The 17,949-nt window shown below is 71.8% G+C and carries 20 protein-coding genes, 1 pseudogene and 1 riboswitch; of the genes and pseudogenes, 11 read left to right on the top strand and 10 right to left on the bottom strand.

From position 1 onward, the window contains the following. Nucleotides 1-127: 127 nt before the first annotated feature. Genes bioD through bioB form a run of 3 tightly spaced genes read right to left on the bottom strand, consistent with a single transcriptional unit; the run spans nt 128 to nt 3,333 of the window. Complete coding sequence (gene bioD, locus ACFY2Z_RS19545) at nt 128-844, bottom strand: dethiobiotin synthase (protein ID WP_390745361.1); 717 nt, start codon at nt 842-844, stop codon at nt 128-130. Between the two features lies 1 nt (nt 845). Beyond that, nucleotides 846-2,126 carry an adenosylmethionine--8-amino-7-oxononanoate transaminase gene (locus tag ACFY2Z_RS19540; RefSeq protein WP_390745360.1) on the bottom strand — a complete coding sequence of 427 codons (1,281 nt, stop codon included), beginning with the start codon at nt 2,124-2,126 and terminating at the stop codon, nt 846-848. Beyond that, the gene (bioB, locus tag ACFY2Z_RS19535) at nt 2,119-3,333 is read right to left on the bottom strand and encodes a biotin synthase BioB (protein ID WP_390745359.1); all 1,215 of its coding nucleotides are present in this window, start codon (nt 3,331-3,333) and stop codon (nt 2,119-2,121) included. Before bioB ends, ACFY2Z_RS19540 begins: the two co-directional genes overlap by 8 nt. A 147-nt stretch (nt 3,334-3,480) precedes the next feature. On the opposite strand from bioB, the gene ACFY2Z_RS19530 reads away from it, so the two are divergent. Beyond that, nucleotides 3,481-4,608 (top strand): 8-amino-7-oxononanoate synthase, encoded by a 1,128-nt coding sequence (locus tag ACFY2Z_RS19530; protein WP_390745358.1) that lies wholly within the window; start codon nt 3,481-3,483, stop codon nt 4,606-4,608. 155 nt (nt 4,609-4,763) lie between these two features. Here the strand turns inward: ACFY2Z_RS19530 and ACFY2Z_RS19525 are convergent, their stop codons facing one another. Both ACFY2Z_RS19525 and ACFY2Z_RS19520 read right to left on the bottom strand, forming a co-directional pair. After that, a complete protein-coding gene (locus tag ACFY2Z_RS19525; protein ID WP_390745357.1) occupies nt 4,764-4,988 on the bottom strand; it encodes a DUF397 domain-containing protein in 225 nt (74 codons plus the stop codon). A 9-nt stretch (nt 4,989-4,997) separates the two neighbouring features. Continuing rightward, a complete protein-coding gene (locus tag ACFY2Z_RS19520) occupies nt 4,998-5,858 on the bottom strand; it encodes a helix-turn-helix domain-containing protein (protein WP_390745356.1) in 861 nt (286 codons plus the stop codon). Between the two features lie 259 nt (nt 5,859-6,117). Between ACFY2Z_RS19520 and ACFY2Z_RS19515 the strand changes: the two genes are divergently transcribed. Next, a complete protein-coding gene (locus ACFY2Z_RS19515) occupies nt 6,118-6,576 on the top strand; it encodes an ATP-binding protein (RefSeq protein ID WP_390745355.1) in 459 nt (152 codons plus the stop codon). A gap of 117 nt (nt 6,577-6,693) precedes the next feature. Here the strand turns inward: ACFY2Z_RS19515 and ACFY2Z_RS19510 are convergent. After that, a pseudogene (locus ACFY2Z_RS19510) lies at nt 6,694-7,610 on the bottom strand (LysR family transcriptional regulator). A gap of 103 nt (nt 7,611-7,713) precedes the next feature. On the opposite strand from ACFY2Z_RS19510, the gene ACFY2Z_RS19505 reads away from it, so the two are divergent. Then, nucleotides 7,714-8,373 carry a LysE family translocator gene (locus ACFY2Z_RS19505; protein WP_390745354.1) on the top strand — a complete coding sequence of 220 codons (660 nt, stop codon included), beginning with the start codon at nt 7,714-7,716 and terminating at the stop codon, nt 8,371-8,373. Here ACFY2Z_RS19505 and ACFY2Z_RS19500 read toward each other — a convergent pair. The 4 genes from ACFY2Z_RS19500 to ACFY2Z_RS19485 form a co-directional block, all read right to left on the bottom strand. Continuing rightward, nucleotides 8,312-8,848: a DUF6328 family protein gene (locus ACFY2Z_RS19500; RefSeq protein WP_390745353.1), complete on the bottom strand. Its 537-nt coding sequence runs from the start codon at nt 8,846-8,848 to the stop codon at nt 8,312-8,314. The two genes, ACFY2Z_RS19505 and ACFY2Z_RS19500, sit on opposite strands and share 62 nt — an antisense overlap. Before the next feature lie 103 nt (nt 8,849-8,951). Beyond that, nucleotides 8,952-9,425 (bottom strand): C40 family peptidase, encoded by a 474-nt coding sequence (locus ACFY2Z_RS19495; RefSeq protein WP_390745352.1) that lies wholly within the window; start codon nt 9,423-9,425, stop codon nt 8,952-8,954. Nucleotides 9,426-9,428: 3 nt separating this feature from the next. Further along, a riboswitch (cyclic di-AMP (ydaO/yuaA leader) is annotated at nt 9,429-9,623 on the bottom strand. A gap of 414 nt (nt 9,624-10,037) precedes the next feature. Further along, nucleotides 10,038-10,343, bottom strand: a complete 306-nt coding sequence (locus tag ACFY2Z_RS19490; protein ID WP_390745351.1) for a hypothetical protein — start codon at nt 10,341-10,343, stop codon at nt 10,038-10,040. A 7-nt stretch (nt 10,344-10,350) separates the two neighbouring features. Beyond that, nucleotides 10,351-10,986 carry an ATP-dependent Clp protease proteolytic subunit gene (locus ACFY2Z_RS19485; protein WP_390745350.1) on the bottom strand — a complete coding sequence of 212 codons (636 nt, stop codon included), beginning with the start codon at nt 10,984-10,986 and terminating at the stop codon, nt 10,351-10,353. Nucleotides 10,987-11,163: 177 nt separating this feature from the next. Here ACFY2Z_RS19485 and ACFY2Z_RS19480 point away from each other — a divergent pair, with 177 nt between their 5' ends. From ACFY2Z_RS19480 to ACFY2Z_RS19445, 8 genes are all read left to right on the top strand, one after another. After that, nucleotides 11,164-11,439, top strand: coding sequence for a type II toxin-antitoxin system Phd/YefM family antitoxin (locus tag ACFY2Z_RS19480; RefSeq protein ID WP_390745349.1), 276 nt, complete (start codon nt 11,164-11,166; stop codon nt 11,437-11,439). Between the two features lie 179 nt (nt 11,440-11,618). Next, a complete protein-coding gene (locus ACFY2Z_RS19475; protein ID WP_037782101.1) occupies nt 11,619-11,921 on the top strand; it encodes an urease subunit gamma in 303 nt (100 codons plus the stop codon). A 16-nt stretch (nt 11,922-11,937) separates the two neighbouring features. Then, nucleotides 11,938-12,249: an urease subunit beta gene (locus ACFY2Z_RS19470; RefSeq protein WP_390745348.1), complete on the top strand. Its 312-nt coding sequence runs from the start codon at nt 11,938-11,940 to the stop codon at nt 12,247-12,249. After that, nucleotides 12,242-13,963, top strand: coding sequence for an urease subunit alpha (locus tag ACFY2Z_RS19465; RefSeq protein WP_390745347.1), 1,722 nt, complete (start codon nt 12,242-12,244; stop codon nt 13,961-13,963). The genes ACFY2Z_RS19470 and ACFY2Z_RS19465 overlap by 8 nt, the downstream gene beginning before the upstream one ends. Next, nucleotides 13,963-14,637, top strand: coding sequence for an urease accessory protein UreF (locus ACFY2Z_RS19460; RefSeq protein WP_390745346.1), 675 nt, complete (start codon nt 13,963-13,965; stop codon nt 14,635-14,637). The genes ACFY2Z_RS19465 and ACFY2Z_RS19460 overlap by 1 nt, the downstream gene beginning before the upstream one ends. Nucleotides 14,638-14,710: 73 nt before the next feature. Then, nucleotides 14,711-15,388 carry an urease accessory protein UreG gene (gene ureG, locus ACFY2Z_RS19455; RefSeq protein WP_390745345.1) on the top strand — a complete coding sequence of 226 codons (678 nt, stop codon included), beginning with the start codon at nt 14,711-14,713 and terminating at the stop codon, nt 15,386-15,388. Beyond that, the gene (locus ACFY2Z_RS19450) at nt 15,376-16,140 is read left to right on the top strand and encodes an urease accessory protein UreD (protein WP_390745344.1); all 765 of its coding nucleotides are present in this window, start codon (nt 15,376-15,378) and stop codon (nt 16,138-16,140) included. The genes ureG and ACFY2Z_RS19450 overlap by 13 nt, the downstream gene beginning before the upstream one ends. Before the next feature lie 136 nt (nt 16,141-16,276). After that, nucleotides 16,277-17,875: an alpha/beta hydrolase gene (locus ACFY2Z_RS19445; protein WP_390745343.1), complete on the top strand. Its 1,599-nt coding sequence runs from the start codon at nt 16,277-16,279 to the stop codon at nt 17,873-17,875. Nucleotides 17,876-17,949 lie beyond the last annotated feature (74 nt).

The raw sequence follows: 17,949 nt of genomic DNA, 5'->3' as shown, positions 1-17,949 counted from the left end.
GGTGGGACGGCAGGCAGGGGAGGACATCACCGGCGAGACGTTCACCGTCGCTGCGCAGTACGTCCACCGACGAGTGGTCGGTGGGCGTGCGCCACGGAAAAGCCGCTGCGGCATGGGAACGGATCGCCTACGACGCGTGCGACGAGGCGAACGCCTCCGGGTCCCACGTCCCGCCGAGTCGCGGTGCCAGCCAATCCGGCGCTCCGGCGCGGAAGTCGGCGGGCGCGTAGGACCCGGCGCCCGCGGGCAGCGCCCCGAGCAGCGGCGCCCGTGTCACCGCCGGAAGGTCCGCGAGGTTGCACCGCGACGCGAGATCCGCGGCCCCGGGCCAGCTGCCGATCACCACACCCGCCAGGTCGAGCCCCCGGCGCCGTACCTCCCGTGCCGTCAGCTCGGAGACGTTGAGGGTGCCGAGGCCGGCCGTCGCCACCACCAGCACCGGTGCCGTCAGCAGCCGGGCCACGTCCGCCAGGGTGCCGTCCTCGTCGTCGAACCGGACGAGCAGACCGCCCGCGCCCTCGACGAGCACGAGGTCGTGCTCGACCGCCAGTTTCGCGGCCGCCTCGGCCACCTCCTGCGGCCGCACCGGCGGCAGTCCGGCGCGCCGGGCCGCCGTCGCGGGCGCCAACGGGTCTGGATAGCGTCCGAGTTCACACACCGTCAGGGCGCCCGCGAGCCGGGCCACCTCGTCGGCGTCCCCGCGTTCGTCCGGTCCCACGCCCGTCTGCGCGGGCTTGAGCACGGCCACCGACCGGCCCGCCGCGACCGCCACCGCCGCGACGGCGGCGGTCGTGACCGTCTTCCCGACCTCGGTGCCGGTTCCCGTGACCACCAGTACCGACATCTCAGCCCTCCTGTGCCGCCGCGCACACCGCGCGCCCGATCAGTGCCACGTCCGCGTCCCCCGTCACATACGGCGGCATCGTGTAGACGAGGTCGCGGAACGGACGCAGCCACACTCCCTCGCGCACGGCGGCCCGGGTCGCCGCCGCCATGTCCACCTCGTGGTCGAGCTGCACGACGCCGATGGCGCCGAGCACCCGCACCTCGCGCACCCCGGGCAGCTCCCGCGCGGGGGCGAGGCCCTCGTTCAGCCCCGCCTCGATCCGCTTGACCTCCGCCTGCCAGTCCTGGCCGAGCAGCAGGTCGAGCGAGGCACAGGCGACCGCCGCCGCCAGCGGGTTGCCCATGAACGTGGGGCCGTGCGCGAGCACGGGCACCTCGCCCCGGGAGATCCCCTCGGCCACCCGCGGGGTGCAGAGCGTCGCCGCCATGGTCAGATAACCCCCGGTCAGCGCCTTGCCGACACACATCACATCGGGGGTCACCGCCGCGTGATCGGCGGCGAACAGCGCGCCCGTGCGACCGAACCCGGTGGCGATCTCGTCGAACACGAGCAGGACGTCATGCGCGTCGCAGGCCTCGCGCAGCACCCGCAGATACGCGGGGGAGTGGAACCGCATCCCGCCCGCGCCCTGTACCACCGGCTCGACGATCACCGCGGCCAGCTCGTCCGCGTGCCGTGCGATCGTCTCCCGCAACAGGTCGGCGTACGACTCCTCGTAGGCGGTCGGCGGCGCCTCGGTGAACAGCTGCCGGGGCAGGACGCCCCGCCACAGCTCGTGCATGCCGCCCTCGGGGTCGCACACGGACATCGGGTGCCACGTGTCGCCGTGATACCCACCCCGCCAGGTCAGCAGCCGCTGCTTGGCGGGGCGGCCGAGCGAGCGCCAGTACTGCAGGCACATCTTGACCGCGACCTCGACCGAGACCGAGCCCGAGTCGGCGAGGAACACATGCTCCAGACCGTCCGGCGACATGTCGACAAGGCGCTTCGCCAGCCGGACGGCGGGCTCATGGGTGAGCCCGCCGAACATCACATGGCTCATCCGCCCGAGTTGCTCGCGCACGGCCTCGTTGAGCACCGGGTGGTTGTAGCCGTGGATCGCCGCCCACCAGGACGACATGCCGTCGACGAGTTCGCCGGAGCCGTCGGCGAGCCGCAGCCGTACCCCGCTCGCCGACTCCACGACGAGCGGCTCCTGCCGGCCCGGCATGGGGCCGTACGGATGCCAGACGTGCTGCCGGTCGAGGGCCAGCAGCTCGTCCACGGACCACTCAGGCATTGGGCGCGACATCCGTTCCGGCGCCGCGGCGGCGCACCGCCACCAGATCCGTACGGGGCTCGCCGACGGGCGGCACGGAAGCGGAGCCGCAGACACCGCCCCCCTCGTGCGACCCGCACCCGGCGGTGCCCTCGTGCGACCCGCACCCGGCACCCTCATGGGACCCGCACCCGGCGTCCCCCTGCGACCCGCAGCCGCCCGCCACCCGGTGCCCGGGCAGCGTCACCTGGTCCGTGCCCTCCACCTCGAACCCGGCGTCGGCGATCATCTCCAGGTCGGCCTTGCCCGCCTGGCCCTCGCTGGTCAGGTAGTCCCCGAGGAAGATGGAGTTGGCCAGATGCAGGGCCAGCGGCTGCATCGAACGGAGGTGGACCTCGCGTCCGCCCGCGATCCGCACCTCGACGTCCGGGCAGACGAACCGGACCATGGCGAGGATCCGCAGACACCGCTGCGGCGTCAGGTTCCACTCCTTCGCGAGCGGAGTGCCCTCGAACGGGATGAGGAAGTTCACCGGAACGGAGTCAGGGTCCAGCTCCCGCAGCGAGAAGACGACGTCCACCAGGTCCTCGTCGCTCTCGCCCATGCCCGCGATCAGCCCGGAGCAGGCCGACAGACCGGCGGCGTGCGCCTTGTGCACCGTGTCCACCCGGTCGGCGTAGGTGTGGGTGGTGGTGATGTCCCCGTAGGTCGCCTCGGAGGTGTTGAGGTTGTGGTTGTAGGCGTCGGCGCCCGCCGCGCGCAGGCGCTCCGCCTGGCCGTCGGCGAGCAGACCGAGGCAGGCGCACACCTCGACGCCCTCGTTCTGCTCCTTGATGGTCCTGATGGTGTCGGAGACCCGGTCCACGTCCCGGTCGGTGGGCCCGCGGCCGCTCGCCACCAGGCAGACCCGCTTGGCGCCGCCCGCGACCCCGGCCGCCGCGGCCTGCGAGGCCTCGTCGGCCTTGAGCCAGGTGTACTTGAGGATGTCGGCCTTCGAGCCGAGCCGCTGGGAGCAGTAGGAACAGTCCTCCGGGCACAGGCCCGACTTGAGGTTGACGAGATAGTTGAGTTTCACCCGTCGGCCGAACCAGTGGCGGCGCACCTTGCCGGCCGCGGCCACCACATCGAGCACGTCGTCGTCGGAAGTGGCGAGGACGGCCAGCGCCTCCTCGCGGGTCGGCACCTCGCGCCGCAACCCCTTGTCCACCAGCGTGTTCAGCAGGTCCATGAGAGCCGATCCTGTCCTACGGGACCGTCCCGGGCCAAGGAGAGTTTGCACAACAGACACCGTTCGACGTGTGGGTATTGCCACACCCTGGGCGGCTGGTCGTGCCGCTAGGGTCTGTGCACTGCCTACAAATGCCCCGGAGGGACCATGGCGTTCGGCTGGATCGACGAACAGGCGCGGGCGCGCCGTCGGGCCGGACTCGTCCGGACGCTGCGTCCCCGGTCCGCCGACGCCCCGCTGCTCGACCTGGCCGGCAACGACTACCTGGGCCTGTCCCGCCATCCGGAGGTCACCGAGGGTGCCGCGGAGGCGGCCCGGCGGTGGGGCGGCGGCTCGACCGGCTCCCGGCTCGTCACCGGAACGACGGAACTCCACGGCGAACTGGAGCGCGAGCTCGCCGACTTCTGCGGCTTCGAGGCGGCGCTCGTCTTCTCCTCCGGCTACGCGGCCAATCTCGCGGCCGTCACCGCGCTCGCGCCGCACGGCTCCCTCATCGTCTCCGACGCGGGCAACCACGCCTCACTCATCGACGGCTGCCGGCTCGCCCGCGGCACCACCGAGGTCGTCGCGCACGCCGACCCCCGGGCGGTCCGCAAGGCGCTCGGCACCCACCGCGGGCCCGCCGTCGTGGTCTCCGACACGGTGTTCTCGGTGGACGGCGACGCGGCACCGCTGGCCGGACTGGCGGAGGCGGCGCGGGAGTTCGACGCCGGGCTGGTCGTCGACGACGCCCACGGGCTCGGTCTGCTCGGGGCCGGTGGCCGGGGCGCCCCGTACGCGGCCGGTCTCGCAGGCGCGCCGGACGTGGTGGCGACGGTGACGCTGTCGAAGTCGCTCGGCAGCCAGGGCGGGGCGGTGCTCGGTCCGGCGCCGGTGATCGACCATCTGGTCAACGCGGCGCGGACCTTCATCTTCGACACCGGGCTCGCCCCGGCGGCGGCAGGCGCGGCGCTGGCGGCGCTGCGTCTGCTGCGCCGCGAGCCGGAGCGTGCCGAGCGGGCCCGCACGGTGGCGGCGACCCTGCACGCCCGCCTCACGGCCGAGGGCCATGAGGCGGTGCGCCCGGACGCCGCCGTGATCTCCGTGCGGGCCCCTTCTCCCGAACTGGCGGTGCGCTGGGCGGCGGACTGCCGGGCGGCGGGGGTCGCCGTCGGCTGCTTCCGTCCGCCGTCGGTGCCCGACGGCATCTCACGGCTTCGGCTGACGGCCCGTGCGGATCTCACCGACGGGCAGATCGAGCACGCCGTGCGTGTGATCGGCGAGACGCGACCGTGAGTCGGCGGGACGGCCGTGCGTCGCTCGTCGTACGCGGATGGCCGGTACGGAGCCGTGAGCGCGGTACTCCGTCGGGCATGGGGGGAAATCGTTCGGACTTCAAGGGGTAATCGACTCGAAAATGGCTCAAAAGAGCTCGAGTCGAACGGCGGTGATCAGCTCAGGCTCGTCAGGAACTCCTTCCAGGCGTCGGGGGTGAAGAGCAGGGCCGGGCCGGTCACGTTCTTGGAGTCGCGTACGGCGACCAGTCCCTGCCGGGGGCCGGTGTCGGGACGGGCGGTCTCGACGCAGTTGTTCATTCCCGTGCTGCGGCTGCTGCGTCGCCACCGTGCGCCGTGGAGTGAGGTACTGACAGGGATGTGCCGAGGCGGTGCTGACATGGTGCCTCCTTACGCATCGCCCGCCAACGCGGCGATGTAATCCAACGAGTCCTCGGGCGAAAGGGCGTGGATCCGAAGGGTGTCGAAGGCCTCGCAGTAGGCCTGGAGGTCTTCTTTCCGTTCGAGGTAGAGGCTACTCGTCAAGTGGTCGAGAACGACTACATCCAGATCAGATCTGCTCGGAAAGGAGAAGATAACGAAAGGCCCGGTGATTCCGATATGCGCACCGGCGGCGAACGGCAGCACCTGGAGCCGCACATGGGGCAACCGGGCCGCGTCCAGCAGCCGCTCCAGCTGCCGTGTCATGGTCCGGGGCCCACCGACCTCCCGGCGCAGCACTGCCTCGTCCAGCACGGCGCTCAGCCGCAGCGGCGGATCCGCGCGCAGTACCTCCTGACGGGCGAGCCGCACCTCCACCAGGGCGTCGAGCTGGGTGTCCTCCAGGGTGCCCACGGCGGCCCGGGTGACGGCCCGGGCGTAGTCCGGCGTCTGCAGCAGCCCCGGCACCACCGAGGTCTCCAGCGTGCGCATCCCGCTCGCCTGTGACTCCAGGCTGATGAAGTCGCGGTAGGCCGGGGGCAGCACCCCGCGGTAGGCGTGCCACCAGTTCTGCCGGCCGTCGCCGTCCTCCGAGCCCGCCAGCACCAGCAGCAGTTCGCGCAGTTCGGGGTCCTCGACGCCGTACGCGTCCAGCAGCAGCCGTACGTCCCGCGGCTTGACCCCGCTGGAGCCCGTCTCGATCCGGCTCACCTTCGACTGGTGCCAGCCGACACAGGCGGCCGCCTGACCGCTCGTGAGACGCGCCCGGGCGCGCAGCTCGCGCAATTCGGCGCCGAGTTTGCGGCGGCGTACCGCTGGTCCGTACTGCATGGCCGACTCCCTCCGCCCGGCGCGCGGTTCTCACTGCGACGGTAAGCGACGGTAAAGCATGACCCGGAGGGTCGCACGAATACGGTCGGTCGTCGGAGAGTTCACCGCTTCGGGCGACAGATATATGCATATCTCGGGGGATGACACCCGGGAGAGCCCTGGTGATGGCAGTCTGGCGCGCAGAACCAAGTCCGGGACCGTTCTCGACCAGACCGCTCCGTGTCGGACTTTGGTCCCGTGGGAAAGGGACGACGTCGCCATGGCAGATCATCAGGAAGCATCCGTCACTCTGCCGAGCGATCCCGCCTCGGTCTCCGCCGCCCGAACATATGTCTCGGACATTCTCGCGGAATGGGGTCTGCCGAGCGATGCCGAAGTCGCCGACTCCGTCCGCCTGATCGTGTCCGAACTGGCGACCAATGCGGTGCAGCACACCTTCGGGCAGTCACCGACGTTCACGGTCGACATCGCGCTCGCGCGGGAGGAATTACTGCGCATCGGCGTCACGGACAGCCATCCGCGCTTCCCCAAGCGACTGACCGCCTCCGTCCAGCAGGACAACGGCCGTGGCATGGTGATCGTCCGCTGGCTGACCGCCGAGCACGGCGGGACGCTCACGGTGCGGCCCACCCGGGAGGGCGGCAAGACGGTCGCGATCGAACTGCCGTGGACGATTCCCGTGCGGTCGGTCTCGGCGGCGGGACAGCCGGATCCCTGACGGCGGCAGCGGTGGCAACGTGGCGGTCCGGCCCGCGGACCGGTGGCTCGGTCACCCGATGCCGGGCGGGTCCCGTCCCGCTGCGGGGCCGGTGCCCGCTCAGCTGTGCCGCGCCGCTCAGCTGTGCCGCGCCGCTCGGCCGAAGGCGCCGCGCAGCAGAGCGCGGAAGGCGTCGGCCGCGGGTGCCGGCTCGTCGGTGCGGTGCGCGACCGAGATCGTACGGCGCAGGGTGCCCGGCTCCAGGGGCCGTACCCCGAGCGGCGTCGCCGTGGTCCTGGCCACCATCTCCGGCACCACCGCCACTCCGAGACCGGCACTGACCAGCGCGCACACCACGGCGTATCCCGGCGTCTCGACCAGGACCGCCGGGGTGGCCCCGGCGGCGGCCAGGGCGGCCTCCACGCCGCGCCGCGCCGGGTGGTGCGGCGCCATGCTGATCAGCGGCTGCCCGGCCAGCTCGGCGGGCGGCAGCCGCGACGCCTCCGCGCTCAGCACATGGCCGGGGCTCGTGACGAGGACCAGCTCCTCCGTCAGCACGGGTTCCAGGGAGACGGACGACGGCAGCGGTACGGGCTCGGCGGGCTCGTGACGTGCGTCAGCGCCAGATCGATGTCGCCCGCCGCCACGGCGTGCACTCCGGTCGGCGGATCGTAGTCCGCGACCGCCAGTTCCACGTCCGGATACGCCCGGTGGAACGCGCTGAGCGCAGGCGGCAGCAGGTGGATGCCCGCGGTGGGAAAGGTGCCGAGCCGCAGCGTGCCGCCCCTGAGACCGGTGAGCCGCGCCAGCTCGTGCCGGGCCCGCTCCAGCTCGTCCAGCACCCGCCGCGCCCGTACCACCAGCAGTTCCCCGGCCCCCGTCAGCCGGGTTCCCCGCGGATGGCGTACGAGCAGCGCGGTGCCCGCCTCCCGTTCCAGCTTGGCCAGCTGCTGCGAGAGCGCGGGCGGCGTGTAGCCGAGGCGCTCGGCGGCCCGAGTGATCGAACCGGCCTCGGCGACCGCCACCAGCGCCGCGAGCCGTGTCGGGTCGTACACCCGCTCCCCCTGCCGGTCCGAGGCGAGCCCAAAGAGATGCTTAAGACTCACCCAGATTATTCGACATACCTGCCGAAGGCTCGCGGACGGCAGGGTGGTCCGCATGGACACACAGCTCATCGCCTTCACCGGTGTGGCCGCGGGCATGGTCGCCATGCCGGGCGCGGACTTCACGGTCGTCGTACGCAACGCTCTGATCTCCCGGCGCGCCGGTGTCGTCTGCGCCCTGGGGATCGCGGGCGGCCTGCTCATCCACACGACGCTGGCGGTCGCCGGAGTCGCCACGGTGCTGGTGGCCGTGCCCGGGCTGTTCCGCACGCTGCAACTGCTCGGCGGTGGCTATGTGCTCCACCTCGGCGCACGCACCCTCTGGGGACTGCGCCGCTCCCCGACCCACGCCCCCCTCGTGGCCGGCCCGACCCCCGGCCACGACGCGCTCCCGGTGGCGCGTGACGTGCCCAGGGGGCGGCCGCTGCGGCAGGGCTTTGTGACTAACGCACTCAACCCGAAGGCCTCCCTGACCTTCCTCAGCCTGCTGCCCCAGTTCGTGCCCGCGGGCAGCCCCGAGATGCCGAGGACCCTGGTGCTCGCCCTGATCGTGCTCGCGGTCTCACTGGTGTGGTTCCCCGCGGTCGCGTTGCTCGTGGACCGGTTCGGCCGCCTCCTGCGCCGGCCGCGGGCCGCGCGGATCACGGATGCGGTCACCGGGGGCGCTCTGACGGCTCTCGGTCTGGTGCTTCTCCTGGAGCCGCTCGTGGCCTGACGACCGCGTACCGCACCAGCATCGGCAGGACGCGCCACAGGGCCGTGCACACCAGGAGTGTCCCCGCGCCGGCCGCGATGCCGGCCGTGCGGCCCAGCGACACGTCCACCACCAGCAGCACCGAGCCGGTGAAGGCGAAGGCCAGCACCACCATCCCGGCGGCGGCGAGCCGGGAGGAGACCCGCACGATGACCGGCTTGACGTTCTGCTGGAAGAGCAGCCGGTGCAGTGCGGCCGGTGCCGTGAACAGGGCCGCGGCCACCATCGCCAGCAGCAGGGTCGTGACGTACGTGATGCGCTGGGCCGTGTCGAGGGACGGGAAGCGCTGGGTGAACGCGAGGGTCAGCAGGAATGCGAAGAGGATCTGCACTCCGGTCTGGGTGACGCGCAGTTCCTGCAGCAGTTCCGAGAAGTTGCGGTCGGCGCGCTGCAGCGCTGTCTCGTGCCGTGCCTCGAGGGGTGGTCGCTCGCCCATGGCGAACGAGTAACCGCTGAGACCCTCTTCACGCCACCGGGGCGGCCACACGGGCGTCCGGCCGCGGGGTGACGGCACGGCCGCCGTCACCCCGCCCGCCGGGTCAGCTGACCCGGCCGTACCAGACGCTCTTGGTCCAGATCCTCTCCAGCCGTACGACGGAACCGGTTTTCGGGGAGTGCCAGATCTTTCCCTTCCCGGCGTAGATGCCCACGTGGTAGACGCTCCGACCGGAGTGGAAGAACACCAGGTCACCGACCTTGCGGTGGGAGGCGGAAATATGGTGTGTCTTGTTGTACTGCCCAGCTGCCGTGCGGGGCAGCGTCTTGCCGGCCTTCTTGTAGGCGTAGAGGGTGAGCCCGGAGCAGTCGAAGCGGCGCGGTCCGGTGGCCCCCCACTTGTAGGGGGCGCCCTTCTTGGACGCCGCGACCTGGAGCGCCTTGGTCGCCGGTGTCGCGGCCGCCGCGTCGCTTGCGGCGCCGGGAACCGCGATGCTGCCGCCGACGGCGGCGAGGGTGAGGGCCGAGGCGGTGCCGGCCCGGGTCAGCAGCGACGGGACACGATTGAGCGCAGTCATGCGCAACCCTTCGTCAGCCGCCTGTGAAGGATGACCTGTCGGATTCGGGCTGGCGAAGTAGCCCGGCCGCTCGCGCGGCTTCACCCCAAGGACCTCCGGATCTCTCCGGCGGCCCGCCTTGCTGGGTCCTCCACTCCTGCCGATCCACTTCTGTCGACCGGTCATCCGGGCGGCGGCAGGATTCGGCGTCCGCCCGGACCGCCCCGCCGCGGTGGCGGGGGCTTGTCGTCAGCAAGGGATCTTCACCCAGCGATGTCGGAAAATCACAATGGAACCGGGTCTTTGTGGCATTACTCACCACTCACCCGTTCGGCTGGACACCCTTGTGAGCGTGGGCCGTTGAGGGGACCGACGAGGCCTGGACCTGCGACGGAGCAACTCATGACGCCCTGGCTGCCCCGCCACTTGGCCCAAATTCCCCCGGCTCCCGGGTGGAGCAGTCGCTACGCCGACCAGGGGTACGCCATTCGGTCCGTTTGTGTCGCGGGTCCAGGGGCAGGGCCGGCGGTGCGGAGCGGGCGCGGGGGTCGACCGGACCGTGGTCAACTCCGCACGGGCGCCCCGTACATCACCGCCCGTCAGCCCGGTCTCGCCGGTCCCAGCACGTCTTCGTCACTCCGATCCCGGTGGCACCGCGACACGGGCGGTGCGGCGTTCGCCGTCCAGGACGCGCAGGGCCCGGGCCAGTGTGGGGCCGTGCAGTTCGTGTTCTCCGCGCTGGTGCATGAGCGTCAGGGCGTCACGCAGAGCGGCCGCCTTGCTCGACAGGGCCTGGGCGGCGCGCAGTCCCCGGTAGGTGTCCCCGGAGTGTCCGGGATTGATCCGTCCGAGCAGGTCGACGACGTCGAGATAACGGTCGATCAGCTCGGCCTCGGCCCGGGTCAGCGCGGGCAGTGGCGGCAGTTCGGGCGGCAGCATCGGCGGCTCACCTCGCGTCGGTGGCGGTGCGTGACGCCTTGCGGCTCGGGATGATGTGGTCGATCAGCCCGTACTCCACCGCGGCCGGTGCGTCGAGGATCGTGTCCCGCTCGACGTCGGCGGCGATCCGCTGCGGCCTCTGCCCCGTATGGCGTACGAGCATCTCCTCCAGCCGCCTGCGTACGCGCATCAACTCCTCGGCCTGGATCACCAGATCACTGGCCTGTCCCTGCACGGGTTCGGGCAAGGACGGCTGGTGGATCAGCACCCGTGCGCCGGGCAGGGCGGACCGCTTGCCGGGCGTTCCCGCGGCCAGCAGCACGGCGGCGGCGGACGCCGCCTGGCCCAGGCAGATCGTCTCCACGTCGCAGCCGACGTACTCCATCGTGTCGTAGACGGCGGTCATCGCGCTGAACGAGCCGCCCGGGGAGTTGATGTACAGCGAGATGTCGCGGTCCGGGTCCAGATACTCGAGATGCATGAACTGCGCCATCACGTCGTTCGCCGCGATGTCGTCGATCGGCGTCCCGAGGAACACGATCCGCTCGTCCAGCAGCTTCGCGTAGGGATCGAGAGTCCGCTGCCCATAGCCGGTGCGCTCGGTGAACTCGGGCAGGACATGACGTGCGGACGGACGGTTCATGGCACGGGCCTCCTCGGCAGCGATCCTGTAAAAAATGTACAGGACGTACGTTCCATCGACGGCGAAGAACGCTGAGAGCGAAAGTCGGCACGCTGAGAGCGAAAGCGGGGAGGGTCCCCGGTCCGGCCGCTCCCCGGCCCCGGGGACTGTTCGGGACCTCGGTCTAAGCTGGACCACATGGCCTACGAGATTCCGGTGACGCAAGCCAGGGCTGAACTCGCCGATCTGATCAACCGCGTGGTGTACGGCGGCGAGCGTGTCGTCGTGACGCGGCACGGAAAGCCTCTCGTCGCCCTCGTCTCCGCCGCCGACCTGGAGCGTCTCGCCGCTCTGGACGCCGCGGAGGAGCAGGTGATCAGCTCGGTCTCCAGCGTCCGCGAGGTCTCCTCGGCCCCGCGTGAGCGCCGTCGCTTCGGTATCGCCGCGGAGCACCGGGGGCCCAACGCGTCCTGACGCCCGGCCGCTCGGACGAACGGCCGCACGCCCCCGCCGTCGGCGGTGCGGAGCACCGTCCGGTTAACGCGCGCGAAACGCGGTCCAACTAGCCTGCCCCTCCACGCCACCAGGGACGTTGCCCTGTGGCTGCGGCAACCCGGCCCCGCACGGTCCGGGCGAGGACGGTGAGGTGGGACGTGCAACTGACCCCGCACGAGCAGGAGCGGCTGCTGATCCATGTGGCGGCCGACGTCGCCGAGAAGCGCCGGGCCCGTGGCCTCAGGCTGAACCATCCGGAGGCGGTCGCCCTCATCACCTCGCACATCCTCGAAGGTGCCCGTGACGGCCGCACGGTCGCCGAACTCATGGCCTCCGGGCGCAAGCTGCTCACCCGGGACGACGTCATGGAGGGCATCCCGGAGATGATCCACGACGTCCAGGTCGAAGCCACCTTCCCGGACGGCACCAAGCTCGTCACCGTCCACGACCCGATCGTCTGACGAGGGAGCGGCCGCCATGATTCCCGGAGAGATCCTGTTCGCGGACGAACCCGTCGTCTACAACGAGGGCCGCGAGGTCACCCTGCTGACCGTGCTCAACGCCGCCGACCGGCCCGTCCAGGTCGGCTCCCACTACCACTTCGCCGAGGCCAACCCGGGACTGGACTTCGACCGCGCGGCCGCCCACGGCAAGCGGCTGAACATCGCCGCCGGCACCGCCGTCCGCTTCGAGCCCGGCATTCCCGTCGACGTGGAACTCGTCCCGCTCACCGGCGCCCGGATCGTGCCCGGTCTGCGCGGGGAGACCGGAGGTGCTCTCGATGCCTGAGATCTCGCGCGCCGCGTACGCCGACCTGTTCGGGCCGACCACCGGCGACCGTATCCGGCTCGCCGACACCGATCTGCTCGTCGAGATCGAGGAGGACCGCTCCGGCGGGCCGGGGCGCGCCGGAGACGAGGCCGTGTTCGGCGGCGGCAAGGTCATCCGCGAGTCCATGGGACAGTCACGGGCCACCCGCGCCGAGGGCACCCCCGACACCGTCGTCACCGGTGTCGTCGTCATCGACCACTGGGGCGTCGTCAAGGCCGACGTCGGCATCCGCGACGGCCGGATCACGGCCCTCGGCAAGGCCGGCAACCCCGACACGATGGACGGCGTCCACCCGGACCTGGTGATCGGCCCCGAGACGGAGATCATCGCGGGTAACGGCCGGATCATGACCGCCGGCGCCATCGACGCCCATGTCCACTTCATCTGCCCCCAGATCGCCGACGAGGCCCTCGCCTCCGGCATCACCACCCTGGTGGGCGGCGGCACCGGACCGGCCGAGGGCTCGAAGGCCACCACCGTCACCCCCGGGCCCTGGCACCTGGCCAGGATGCTGGAGGCGATGGAGGCCCACCCCCTGAACTTCGGGCTGCTCGGCAAGGGCAACACCGTCTCGCACGACGCGATGCTCTCCCAGATCCGCGGCGGCGCCCTCGGCCTCAAGCTCCATGAGGACTGGGGCTCCACACCCGCCGTCATCGACGCCGCGCTGACCGTCGCCGACCGCACCGGCATCCAGGTCGCGATCCACACGGACACCCTCAACGAAGCCGGGTTCGTGGGCGACACGCTCGCCGCCGTGGCGGGGCGCGGCATCCACGCGTACCACACCGAGGGGGCGGGCGGCGGGCACGCGCCGGACATCATGACCGTGGTGTCCGAGCCGCACGTACTGCCCAGCTCCACCAACCCGACCCGGCCGTTCACCGTCAACACCGCCGAGGAACACCTCGACATGCTGATGGTGTGCCACCATCTCAACCCGGCGGTGCCCGAGGACCTCGCCTTCGCGGAGTCCCGGATCCGGCCGTCCACGATCGGCGCGGAGGACATCCTGCACGATCTGGGCGCGATCTCCATCATCTCCTCCGACTCCCAGGCCATGGGGCGCGTCGGCGAGGTCGTCCTGCGCACCTGGCAGACCGCCCATGTGATGAAGCGGCGACGCGGACCCCTGCCGGGCGACGGCCGCGCGGACAACCACCGCGTACGTCGCTATGTCGCCAAGTACACGATCAACCCGGCGCTCGCCCAGGGCCTCGCCCACACGATCGGCTCCGTCGAGCCCGGCAAGCTCGCCGACCTGGTGCTGTGGGAGCCCGAGTTCTTCGGCGTCAAACCGCATCTCGTCATCAAGGGCGGCCAGATCGCGTACGCACAGATGGGCGACGCCAACGCCTCCATCCCGACCCCGCAGCCGATCCTGCCGCGCCCGATGTACGGGGCGATCGGCCGGGCCCCTGCCGCGAACTCGGTCAACTTCGTCGCGCCCCTCGCGATCGAGGACGGACTGCCGGAGCGGCTCATGCTCGGGAAGAGGTTCGTGGCCATCGAGTCCACGCGCGGTGTCACCAAGGCGGACATGCGCGAGAACGACGCGCGGCCCCGGGTGCGGGTCGACCCCGACAGCTTCGCCGTGCATATCGACGGGGAGCTGGTCGAGGCCGCCCCGGCCGCGGAACTGCCCATGGCCCAGCGGTACTTCCTCTTCTGATGTCCAGGGCAGCGCTTCTCGTCCTGGCCGACGGCCGCTTCCCCGCCGGAGGACATGCCCACTCCGGCGGGGCCGAGGAGGCCGTCCGCACCGGGCGGATCACCGGGGCCGCGAGCCTGGAGGACTTCTGCCGGGGACGGCTGCACACCGCCGGGCTGGTGTCGGCGTCCCTCGCCGCGGCGGCCGCGCTCGGTGCGGACCCGGCCACCCTGGACGCCGCCGCCGACGCCCGTACGCCGTCGGCCGCGCTCCGGGCCGCCGCGCGCCGGCTGGGACGGCAGCTGATGCGGGCGGCGCGCGCCACCTGGCCGTCCGGGGAACTCGACGCCCTGGCAGGCGCGTTCCCCAAGGGCGCGCACCAGCCGGTGGTGCTGGGAGTCGCGGCCCGGGCCGCGGGACTCGGTGCGCAGGACGCCGCGTACTGCGCCGTCCACGAGAGCGTGAGCGGGCCCGCGAGCGCGGTCGTACGGCTGTTGAGCCTGGACCCCTTCGACGCGTCGGCCGTGCTCGCGCGGCTGACGCCCGAGCTGGATCTCGTGGCCGACCGCGCACGGGAGGCGGCCCGGCGCGTGCTCGACGACGGGACCGAGGCGCTGCCCGCCGCCTCGGCGCCCCTGCTGGAGATCGGTGCGGAGGCGCATGCCGCGCGGCCCGTCCGGCTGTTCGCCACCTAGCAGAGGCCCCATCCCCGGAGCCCTCCCCTCCCCTCCCCTCCCCTCCAGCCCCACCTATGCGACAGGAGCCCCCATGCACCTCGACCACACCCACGACGGCCCCGCCGCCGTCGGCGCCGACGCACGCAGGCCCGACGGTTCCCGGCGCGCCCTGCGGATCGGGCTCGGCGGTCCCGTCGGCTCCGGCAAGACCGCCACCGTCGCCGCGCTCTGCCGGACCCTGCGGGACGAACTGTCCCTCGCCGTCGTGACCAACGACATCTACACCCGCGAGGACGCCGAGTTCCTGCTGCGGGAGGCCGTGCTGCCGCCCGAGCGGATCGCCGCCGTGGAGACGGGAGCCTGTCCGCACACCGCCATCCGGGACGACATCTCCGCCAACCTCGAAGCAGTGGAGGACCTGGAGGACGAGGTCGGGCCGCTCGATCTGATCCTCGTCGAGTCCGGCGGGGACAACCTCACCGCCACCTTCTCCAAGGGACTCGTCGACGCGCAGCTCTTCGTCATCGACGTCGCGGGCGGCGACGACATCCCCCGCAAGGGCGGCCCCGGGGTCACCACCGCGGATCTGCTCGTCGTCAACAAGACCGATCTCGCGCCGTACGTCGGATCCGATCTCGCCCGGATGGCGGCCGACGCGAAGGCACAGCGCGCCGAACTGCCCGTTGTCTTCCAGTCCCTGCGGACGGAGGCCGGTGTCGGTGAGGTGGCCGGCTGGGTGCGGGCCCGGCTCGCCGAGTGGACGGCGTGACGACGGGGGTACGGGCCACCGCGCGGATCGTGGCCCGGGACGACGGCCGGGGCGGCACGTCCCTGCCGGTGCTGGCGGGCGAGGGGCCGCTCGCGCTGCGCCGGACCCGGGCGCGCGGTGCGGAGGCCCGGGTCATGCTCGTCGGTGCGATGAGCGGGCCGCTCGGCGGAGACCACTTCACCGTCGAGGCGGCCGTGGGCAGCGGCGCGCTGCTCCATACGGGATCGGCCGCCGCCACCCTCGCCCTGCCCGGGCAGGCCAAGGGCGAGGCCCGCTACGACGTCCGGCTCGATGTGGCTGCCGACGGCGAACTGCACTGGCTGCCGGAGCAGTTGATCTCGGCCGGGGGCAGCGAGCTGTCCGTCTCCACGCGGATCGACCTCGCGCCCGGCGCCCGTCTCGTGTACCGCGAGGAGCAGGTCCTCGGCCGTTTCGGAGAGCAACCGGGACGGCTCACCAGCCGTCTCACCGTACGGCTTGCCGGGCGCCCCATGCTCGACCAGGAGGTGGCCTGCGGACCGGGCGCCCCCGGCGGATGGGACGGTCCCGCCGTTCTGGCGGGACACCGCGCGATGGGGCAACTCCTCGTCGTGCGACCGGAGTTCGATAGACACCCGACCCAGGCGCGGACGCTGGGGGAGGGGGCCGCGCTCACCCCGCTCGCCGGGCCCGGCGCGCTCGTCACCGCGGTCGCACCGGACGCGCTGCGGCTACGCCGAGTGCTCAACGAGGCGCTGGAAACGCTGACTTGACCGGCCCGCTCCGCTGGGCGGAGCGCCGTGCACCGGTTATCGGATTGGTAAAGAAGCCAAGTCCCCCCTGTTCTCAGGGATCTCACAGCAGCAAGGATCCCCGTACCTATAGCAACCTTGTACGGGGAGGTCACACTTGAGGGGAATCAGACCGACGAGACGAGCCACCGCGCTCGGCTCCGCGGGGGCGCTCGTCACGGCGACGCTGATAGCCGGCGCCATGGCTGCACCGTCGGCCGCCGCCGACTCGCGCCACGGTCAGGACCGGGAGGCCCGTGGTGCGGCGATCGCCGCCGCGCGCGCGGCCAAGGCCGGGATCGACTGGAAGGACTGCCCGGCGGACTGGGGCTTCGCGAAGCCCGTCCAGTGCGGCTGGGTCACCGTCCCGGTCGACTACGCCCACCCGGACGGCAAGCAGATCAAGCTCGCTGTCGACCGCGTCGGGAACACCGGCACCAAGCAGGAGCGCCAGGGCGCCCTGGTGTACAACCCCGGCGGCCCCGGCGGCTCCGGGATGCGCTTCCCGCTCCGGATCACCACCAAGAACCCGCTCTGGGTCAACGTGGCGAAGGCGTACGACTTCGTCGGCTTCGACCCGCGCGGTGTCGGCCACTCGGCGCCCATCTCCTGCGAGGACCCTCAGGAGTTCGTGAAGGCGCCCAAGGCGGACCCGGTCCCCGACTCCGAGGCGGACAAGAGCGCCCAGCGCAAGCTCGCCCGTGAGTACGCGCAGGGGTGCCTCGACCGCACCGGCCGCACGATGCTCCAGCAGATGACCACCCCCAACACCGCGCGCGACCTCGATGTCATCCGGGCCGCCCTGGGGGAGAAGAAGCTCAACTACCTGGGCGTCTCGTACGGCACCTACCTCGGCGCCGTCTACGGCACCCTCTTCCCGGGCCACGTCCGTCGCATGATCGTCGACAGCGTGGTGAACCCCTCGCGGGAGAAGATCTGGTACCAGGCCAACCTGGACCAGGACGTCGCCTTCGAGGGCCGCTGGAAGGACTGGGAGAACTGGGTCGCCGCGAACGACGCCAGCTTCCACCTGGGCACCACCCGTGACGCGGTGCAGGCCAAGTGGCTCCAGCTGCGCGCCACGGCGAAGAAGAACCCGATCGGCGGAGTGGTCGGCCCGGCCGAGCTGATCTCCTTCTTCCAGAGCGCCCCGTACTACGACTCCTCGTGGGTACCGGTCGCCACCGTCTTCAGCAAGTACGTGGCCGGTGACACCCAGGCCCTCGTGGACGCGGCCGCGCCCGACCTGTCGAACACGGCGGGCAACATCACCGCCGAGAACGGCAACGCCGTCTACACGGCCGTCGAGTGCACCGACGCCAAGTGGCCGACGAGCTGGCAGAAGTGGGACCGGGACAACACCCGGCTCAACAAGGGCTACCCGTTCATGACGTGGGCCAACGCATGGATGAACCTGCCGTGCGCCACGTGGCCGGTCAAGCAGCAGTCCCCGCTGAACGTGAAGACGGGCAAGGGCCTGCCGACCGTCATGATCGTGCAGTCCACGCGTGACGCCGCCACGCCGTTCGACGGCGCGGTCGAGCTGCACAAGCGCTTCAAGGGCTCCCGTCTGATCGTCGAGAAGGACGCGGGCTCCCACGGTGTGACCGGTCTGGTCAACCCGTGCATCAACAGCCGGGTGGACACCTACCTGCTCACCGGCAAGACGGACAAGGCGGACGTGACCTGCACGCCGCACGCGACGCCGAAGCCGTAGGCGCGGACACGTAGGGCGAAGCCCTGCGCACGTCTCGCGACACCTGCGCGAAAGGGGCGGCCGGACATCCGGCC

This window comes from Streptomyces sp. NPDC001222, assembly GCF_042896945.1.
Lineage (GTDB): Bacteria > Actinomycetota > Actinomycetes > Streptomycetales > Streptomycetaceae > Streptomyces > Streptomyces gibsoniae.
This window is presented reverse-complemented; position numbering and strand designations above follow the sequence as displayed.